This window comes from uncultured Cyclobacterium sp. (genome assembly GCF_963976465.1).
In the GTDB taxonomy this organism is placed as follows: Bacteria; Bacteroidota; Bacteroidia; order Cytophagales; family Cyclobacteriaceae; genus Cyclobacterium.
In genome coordinates, this window is record NZ_CAXBOC010000421.1 from 1 (window position 1) to 5218 (window position 5218).

The following is a 5218-nucleotide window of genomic DNA, read 5'->3' on the forward strand; positions in this document are numbered from 1 at the left end:
CCGACCAGTCAGACAAAGCCAATGTGATGTCATAATTTAGGTCGTTGTTAACCTGATCTTTCCAGGTTAGGGCCAATTCCCAACCGGTAGTTCTTAAGTCAGCTGCATTGGATTGAGGAGCACTGGTTCCCAAGATAGATGGATAATCTCTACGCATTAACATGTCTTTGGTTTCCCTTGAGTATACATCCAAAGAAGCGTCAATTTTACCACCAAATAAAGTTACATCCAATCCAATGTTTTTGGATACTACAGTTTCCCAAGTAAGGGTTGGACTAACCAAACCTGCAGCAGAAACAAATGGAGTACGCTGACCTGCTGTCAACATAAAACCTGACTGACCGATACCCATTGTAGGTATATACGGATAATAATTGTTACCTAGCAACTGATTACCCAAGGTACCATAAGAAGCCCTTAACTTAAGTTCTTCCATCCAGTTTTTGGTGCTAGCCATCCAGCTTTCATTGGAAATTCTATAACCTGCAGAAAATGAAGGGAAAAATCCAAAACGGTCTTCTGAAGGGAACCTTGAAGTTCCATCATAACGGCCATTGGCTTCCAGAAGGAATCGCTCATCAAAGATATAATTGACCCTATAAAAGGCACCTCTTAAAGACACATGACTGCTGCTTCCGAAAGTCTGTTGCATACCTGTAGTTGCATTCAGGTCTGTAATCAACGGAGTCAATAGTGTATTGGCTTGTGCCCTGATGTATTTATTTTGCCCCCACTCCTGGTTAAAACCTACCATAGTGGTCAGGTTATGAATTTCAGGTAGCTGAAATTTATAATCTGCGTAAGCATTGAATACATAGTATTGATTGTAATTGCTTTGCTCATTGATAAAATCATTACCACTAAAACCATTGCTCACCATGTCTGCCGCCAGTAAGTTAGTATCTACAATTTCAATCTTACTTGCCACATGTTGGGCTGTTCTATGGAAGAAATTATAGGAGAAATTTGACTTAACGGTCAATCCTTTTGCCGGTGTAAGGGTTACCCCTTGGGTCAACCAGATGTCATTGTTGGTCCAAGTGGATCGTCCACCATTTTCCAAGTAAGGCCAAAAGTTGGTACCTCCAAAATACATATCGATATACTGCGAATACTGGTCTCTATCTCCTGGCTCCAAGTAGTAAGGGAGATCGGGAAATTGAATAGGCATAATTGGGTTTACCCTGGCCAGGGAGTTGATATTTACATCCCAGTTATAGAAATAAGGCTTATCACTTTGTTGAGAATTAACTACAATCTTTTCATCCAAGGTCAACCAATCTGTAACCTTAAACTCTGCCTTCATCAAGATATTATAACGCTTAAAATTCTCATTTCTGTCTGAATCCAAGTAACCATCTTTGTTAAGGTAACCTAAAGAAACAAAGTAATTGGCATTTTCCGATCCACCTGAAATAGAAAGATCATGCTGCTGTGTAGGTGCAAAGGTGGTCATGATATTTTCCTGGTAATTATTAAACCCATAAAATCTTAGACTACCATTTGCAACGCCCCATTCATTCTCAGGAATTGGGTTCTCAGACCATCTTTTGGTACCATCTACCATGTCTTGATCATAGCTAGGTACTCCGTTGGTACGAATATTGGCAAGGTTTCTTGCTTGAACGAACTCATAAGGATCAGTCACCGGATCCATATTGAAAATAGGTTTAGCCAATGACATTTGACTATTAAGAGAAACCCTTACTTTTCCTGCCTTACCACTTTTGGTAGTTACCAATACCACACCAAATGCAGCCCTTGCTCCATATACGGCAGCAGCTGAAGCATCTTTCAATACTTTCAATATCATTTGGGTTGATCCTATTCAGATCCATTGGTACGTTATCTACCAATATAAGTGGAGAACCTCCATTAATGGATTGATATCCCCTGATATTAAAACTAGGGCTTTGTGCAGGGTCACCATTTCTTGGAGCAATGTTAAGGTTTGGTATTACACCTTGCAATCCTTCGCCTACATTGGCAATAGGTCTGTTTTGAAGCCTTTCACTGGTGGCTACACCAACAGCACCTGTAAGGTTAACTTTCTCTTGGGTACCATAACCTACTACTACCACCTCATCAAGAGACTGGGTATCTTCTACCAAGGTAATATTGATTGTGCTACGGTTGCCAACATTTACGGTTTGGCTTTCAAAACCAATAAATGAAAATACAATGCTAGCATTTTCGTCAACAGTTATTGAAAACTTACCATCCAAGTCTGTTGCAGTACCAATGGTGGTTCCGGGAACTGAAACTGTTGCTCCCGGTATTGGCATGCCATTTTCATCTGTAACGGTACCCGATACGGTAATATCAGCCTCAGCACTCGTATTCTTAGCACTGGCCAATTCCGTTGGTACCTTTTTTATGTTTTCCAAATTTTTGTCTAAACCTTCCGTCTGGGCTTTTAATCCCACGGAAAACAAACAAAAAAGGATTGCCGGTAGCCATGACATCGGTTGCATGACCCGGTAAAAATGTAAACTTTTTTTCATAGTGGATTATTTGTTAATTGTTTTAATTCTTTTCAGGACCTTCTCCCGAATTTTTGTTGTAACTCTTTCTGAATTATTCTTTCATAGGCATCGTTAAGTATAGTTCTCAAAATTACTTTTATAAATCAAAATATTGATCTGCAAATAGACCTAATACTTTATATTTTCTAAGTTTAAGTAAAATCTAACTGAATGAAACCATATTTACTTGGGAAAGAATGGTTATTTTAGGTTTCTCCGAAATTTTACATTGTCGAAGTTTAGTTATATTTTTATAAAGAAAAAAATTAATCAAAAAAAAATGTAAATATTCAAGAAACAATTTAACATTAACGTTTTAGTTTAAACCCTCAAAAAGATGTTAAATTTTAATTAATCCCTACTAGTTAATTTTAGTGGTCAAAAAAAAGTTTTAACGGTGAATTTACGACCATCAACTAATCAGGCTTCATGCCCAAGACATCCTTTTTTTTATTATATCATAGAGTAAATAATTTATATTTAATTCACAAATTCATCAGTTATTTCTAAAGACAAAAAAACTTAATTAATTAGTTAATCCTCTCTTAGTCGATTACAAAAAGAAAAAAACTTTATCCTTCTAATTAGTGAAGAATTTTGATCCAATAAGCCACCGATCTAAATTGAACATTTTAAATATTTTCCGATTGTGATTAACAGCCAATCGGAAAAAGTTATATGAATGTATTTGTGCAAATATTTAACGAAACCTGCCTTTTCTCATTAAAATCTCACCAATTCCACCGTTAATTTGATTTCTATCAAGCTGAGATTAAAAAAATCGGAGGAATTAATTTAATTATTACCCAAAATTCAACCTCTATCAATTGTAAAAACGAGTATGTAGTAATGTAACAATATTTGGATTTTATTTAAAAAAGGTAAGCTACCCTATGGGCATGCTGAGGTATTGACCGCCAAGTTAATTAATTAACCAAAATAAATGTCAAAAAACCTTACCCCTAGAATTTATAATTTTCAACAACAATGCAGTAAAATAATCCGTTAAATATAAAAAAAATAATCACCTAGTATTTTACGACATTTTTTTAAACCAAAATATTCTAAATTAATGTAATCATTGAATTTTTTGGTTAAAAATAAGAGTACATTTAAAAAAAATAGCGAAATTTACCGAATCGCAATAATGCAATAAAACCATAAATAATTAAGTAATTAGAACTAAGAACTTCACGGGTACGTTACTCATTTAGTGAAGTTTATATTATTGACATTCCCATTAATTGGGTTATTTATTAACAAAAATAAAATTAGCAATGTTTAAATATTCGAGTCAAACCAGGGTTTTAGTGGCTGTGGATTGTATAATCTTCGGGTTTGATGGTACAGATTACAATTTATTAATGGTGCATAGGGGATTTTCTCCCGAAAAAGAAAAATGGAGCCTCATGGGCGGATTTCTAAAAGCAGATGAATCCCTTGATGAATCAGCCAATCGAATTCTATATGAACTCACAGGCTTAGAAAATGTCTTTATGGAACAAATGCACACCTTCAGCAAACCCAATAGAGACCCCATAGAAAGAGTTGTAGGTGTAGTCTATATGGCCCTAATTGATATTAAAAAATACCAACACCAGCCACACGATGATTTCCAAGCCCGCTGGTTTCGAATGGACCAAATTCCGAAATTAATATTTGACCACCAAGAGATGGTCGAAATGGCCTTTAATAGGTTAAGAAGCAAAGCTGCCTTTCACCCCATCCTATTTGAATTATTGCCGGAGAAATTTACATTGCCCAAACTTCAAACATTGTACGAAAAATTGTTTGCCACTAAAATTGACAAACGAAACTTTACCCGAAAATTGCTCTCCAGTAAAATCATTCAAAAAATTGAAGAAAAAGACATGACCGCTTCAAAAAAGGGCGCCTTCTACTATACTTTGAACCCTTCTACTTACAAGGAGAATTTTCAAAGAACACTAAACCTAATTCCTAAAAGTGAAATACCTTCCCTAATAGAATAAGGGAAATAGGTTGATAGTTTTGTCATTCCAGAGATTCGATCACCCAATGATATGTCATCGCACTATAATAGCAAACTTCCAATAATAGCCGGCACAATTCAATGGATAGAAAATAAAAAGAACCGTAGCATTATTAAAACACTACGGTTCTCATCTTTTTCAGCGTAAAATTTTAAATCCGTTTTACTCCAATAAACTTTTCAGCAATTCACGCACTGCTTGCGGATTTTTTATATTGTAATTGGCCTGCGTGTAGGTATAGCCCACCCTAATGGTATAAGCATTCTTTGGCATGGCCTTAAAGGTATCTTCATCTGTCCAATCATCTCCCAGGGCCATGATAAAATCATAATCCTCTCCTTTCATCATGGCTGTTGCTGCACGCCCCTTATTAATATCCGGCCTTTTGATTTCAAGGACCTTATTGCCTTCCAGGACTTGTAAATTATGTCCTCTGGCCATGTATTTCAGGTGACTAAACAATTCTCTCATCCGTAGATCACCTAGTCCACTCTCCACTTTCCTAAAATGCCAAACAAGGGAATGGTGTTTTTCCTCAATTAAAGCTCCAGGGGTACGCAGTACATAATACTCCATCACCTTTCTGATGTCCTCTTTCCAACTGTCATCCACCTCAGCATATAAAATCCAATCTTCTTTTTGGTCTTTTCTTTTTAGCCAAACACCATGTTCGGCAATCAT

Annotated in this window: 4 protein-coding genes; 1 reads left to right on the top strand and 3 read right to left on the bottom strand. The window is 36.1% G+C overall.

Features of this window, described 5'->3' with window-relative positions; all coding sequences use genetic code 11:
• Together AAC037_RS19330 and AAC037_RS19335 are read right to left on the bottom strand one after the other, a co-directional pair.
• Positions 1-1807 (bottom strand): SusC/RagA family TonB-linked outer membrane protein (locus AAC037_RS19330; RefSeq protein WP_339904908.1); only part of this gene is annotated, 1807 nt, incomplete at its 3' end.
• Entirely contained in the window at positions 1719-2504 is a 786-nt protein-coding gene (locus AAC037_RS19335) for a carboxypeptidase-like regulatory domain-containing protein (protein WP_339904909.1), read from the bottom strand. The genes AAC037_RS19335 and AAC037_RS19330, both read right to left, overlap by 89 nt.
• Before the next feature lie 1298 nt (positions 2505-3802).
• On the opposite strand from AAC037_RS19335, the gene AAC037_RS19340 reads away from it, so the two are divergent.
• Complete coding sequence (locus tag AAC037_RS19340) at positions 3803-4516, top strand: NUDIX domain-containing protein (protein WP_339904911.1); 714 nt, start codon at positions 3803-3805, stop codon at positions 4514-4516.
• A gap of 183 nt (positions 4517-4699) precedes the next feature.
• On the opposite strand, the gene otsB is transcribed toward AAC037_RS19340, so the two are convergent.
• The coding region (otsB, locus tag AAC037_RS19345; RefSeq protein WP_339904913.1) for a trehalose-phosphatase at positions 4700-5218 on the bottom strand (519 nt) is incomplete at its 5' end.

Excerpts from the sequence above, each read along its gene's own strand:
- AAC037_RS19340 (WP_339904911.1), top strand. The coding sequence starts at position 3,803 with ATGTTTAAATATTCGAGTCAAACCAGGGTTTTAGTGGCTGTGGATTGT.
- AAC037_RS19335 (WP_339904909.1), bottom strand. The coding sequence starts at position 2,504 with ATGAAAAAAAGTTTACATTTTTACCGGGTCATGCAACCGATGTCATGG.